Source organism: Streptomyces cirratus (assembly GCF_014650775.1).
Classification (GTDB): Bacteria; Actinomycetota; Actinomycetes; order Streptomycetales; family Streptomycetaceae; genus Streptomyces; species Streptomyces cirratus.
The window spans coordinates 1-2,845 of sequence record NZ_BMVP01000038.1; the positions used below are offsets into that span (position 1 = coordinate 1).

Sequence of the window (2,845 nt, forward strand, 5' to 3'; positions counted from 1 at the left end):
AACTCCCGCCCCATCCCCAGCCGCTGCGCACCCTGCCCCGTGAACAAGAACGCCGTCCGGCCGCCGCGCCGTAGGGTTCCGGTGATCACCCGCGGGTGTTCCTCCCCCGCCGCGAGGGCCGCGAGCGCACTCTCGCGGTCGCCGAGCACGACGGCCCGGTGGGTGAAGGCGGTGCGCGAAGTCGCGAGGGAGAGCCCGGTGTCCGACGCGTCGGTGTCCGGTTCGGCGGAGATCCGCTCCAGCAGACGCCCCGCCTGCGCCGCCAGCGCCCGGGGCGTCTTCGCCGACAGCACCCAGGGCAGCACGGGGAGCGCGGCCCGCACAGCCGGCCCTTCCGCCTCCGCCTCGGCCGGGGGCTCCTCGATGATCACGTGGGCGTTGGTTCCGCTGATGCCGAACGAGGACACCGCTGCCCGCCGCACCCCGCCGGGTGCCGTCTCCCACACACGGCCCTCGGTGAGCAGCTCGACGCTCCCGGATTCCCAGTCCACCTGGTCCGACGGCGCGTCCACGTGCAAGGTAGGCGGCAGGAAGCCGTTCCGTATCGCCATGACCATCTTCATCACGCCGGCGACGCCCGCAGCCGCTTGGCTGTGGCCCATGTTGGACTTGATGGAGCCCAGCCACAGCGGCCGTCCCTCCGGCCGCTCCTGCCCGTACGTCTCCAGCAGTGCCTGCGCCTCGATGGGGTCTCCGAGGGTGGTACCCGTGCCGTGCGCCTCGACCGCGTCGACGTCCGCCGCCGACAGTCCGGCAGCAGCCAACGCCTTGCGGATCACCCGCTGCTGCGCAGGCCCGTTGGGGGCGGTCAGGCCGTTGCTGGCACCGTCCTGGTTGAGCGCCGAGCCACGGACGACGGCGAGCACCGGGTGCCCGTTGCGCCGGGCGTCGGACAGCCGCTCCAGCAGCAGCACCCCTGCGCCCTCAGAGCAGGCCACGCCGTCCGCAGCGGCGGCGAAGGACTTCGAGCGGCCGTCGGCGGCCAGGCCCTGCTGGGTGCTGAAGTAGACGAACATGTCGGGGGTCGCCATCACCGTCACCCCGCCCGCGAGGGCCAGGTCGCACTCTCCGGACCGCAGGGCCTGGGCCGCCAAGTGCAGGGCCACCAGGGACGACGAGCAAGCGGTGTCGACGCTGACCGCCGGGCCCTCCAGGCCCAGGGTGTAGGCCACGCGTCCCGAGACGACGCTGCCCGCGGTGGTGCTGCCGGGTTCGAGGCCGAGGGCGTAGTCGTGGTACATGACGCCGGCGAACACCCCGGTCGATCCGCCCTTGAGGGTGGTGGGGTCGATACCGGCCCGCTCGATGGCCTCCCAGGACACCTCCAGCAGCAGCCGCTGCTGCGGGTCGGTCACGACGGCCTCGTTGGGGCTGATCCCGAAGAAGACCGGGTCGAACTCGGCCGCCCCGTAGAGGAATCCGCCTTCCCGGGCGTACGACTTGCCGGGCGTGCCGGGCTCCGGGTCGTAGACCTCCGGGTCCCAGCCCCGGTCAGTGGGAAACGCGCCTATGGCGTCCACACCGTCCGCCACGAGCCTCCACAGCTCGTCGGGAGTGGTCACACCGCCCGGGTAGCGGCAGCCCATGCCCACGATGGCGATCGGGTCATCGTGGCGGCCGGGGCGGCGCTCGGCCTCGGCCAGGCGGCGGCGGGCGTCTCTCAGGTCGGAGGTGGCCCGCTTCAGATATTCGAGAAGTCGCTCCTCGTTGCTCACCGAGACCTACTCCCTCTGGTCGACAAAAAGTGGCGACTCGCTCGCGTTACCCAGTCCGGCGTTGATCGGTTCGAACGCTACTGAGCTGCCGAGAGGGCGGCCTACCCTTAGTCCACCCCTGCCCAGAGGGGTCGCCGGAGCAGGGGAAACACGCAGAACGGCCGGGGTGCGTGGCCGCTGTCGTCCAGCTGTCACGCACCCCGGCCGGGGTCTGCCGAGCCCGCCGGGGTGGGGCGGGTCAGGGGGTCGCGGGGGTACCGAGCTCGTTGTCCAGGATGTCGAACAGCTCGTCCGCGGTGACCTCGTCGAGGTCCTCGCCACCGTCCGGGATCTCCGGTGTGGCATACCCCTGGGCGTAGGTGGGTGGTTGTCCGTCGAGACGGCCGGCCAGCTCGCGGAGCCGGTCGGCGAGCCGCGTCCGGTCGGGGGTGGTGACGGGCGACACCCCGGGTGCGTCGGAGGCCAGCAGGGCTTCCAACCGTTCGATGTCGGCCTCCAGTGCGATGGCCGGGGGTGAGGCGGCAGCCGACGGGGCCAGCTTCCGGGCCATGTAGGCGGCGACTTCCGCCGCACTCGGGTAGTCGAAGATCAGTGTGGCGGGCAGCCGCAGGCCGCTGGCAGCGCCGAGCTGGTTGCGGAGTTCGACGGAACCGAGCGAGTCGAAACCCAACTCGCCGAAGGCGCGATCAGGTTCGATCGCATCGCCGGACGCGTGTCCGAGCACGCTCGCCGCGTGGGCCCGTACGACGTCCAGGATGATCCGGGTGCGTTCCTCCTCGTCGTGTCCGGCGATCCGCTCGGCCAGGGACACCCCGGCCGGAGCGCCGCCGGCACCGGTCCGCTTCCGTGCGGGCGCCACCATCCCCCGTAGGAGAGCCGGGAGTTCATCGGTACGGGTCCGCAGGGCCCCGGCGTCCACCCGGAGCGGGACGGTGGCCGCTTCGCCCGACGCCAGGGCGAGAGTGAAGAGGGCGAGCCCTTCGTCCCGGGAGAGGGCGGGCGTACCGGCGCGTCGCATGCGGTCGAGGTCGGTGGCGGTGAGGTGGGCCGCCATGCCGGTGTCGACGTCCCAGAGGCCGAAGGCCATCGAGGTGGCCGGCAGACCCTCCGCGTGCCGGTGAGCGGCCAGC

General features: G+C 72.4%; 2 protein-coding genes. Both read right to left on the bottom strand.

The window, feature by feature from the left end:
- A partial coding sequence (locus IE207_RS32750) for a type I polyketide synthase (RefSeq protein WP_190187970.1) occupies window positions 1–1,715 on the bottom strand: 1,715 nt, incomplete at its 3' end.
- Between the two features lie 238 nt (window positions 1,716–1,953).
- Window positions 1,954–2,845: phosphopantetheine-binding protein (locus tag IE207_RS32755; RefSeq protein ID WP_229874299.1), on the bottom strand; the 892-nt coding region annotated here is incomplete at its 5' end.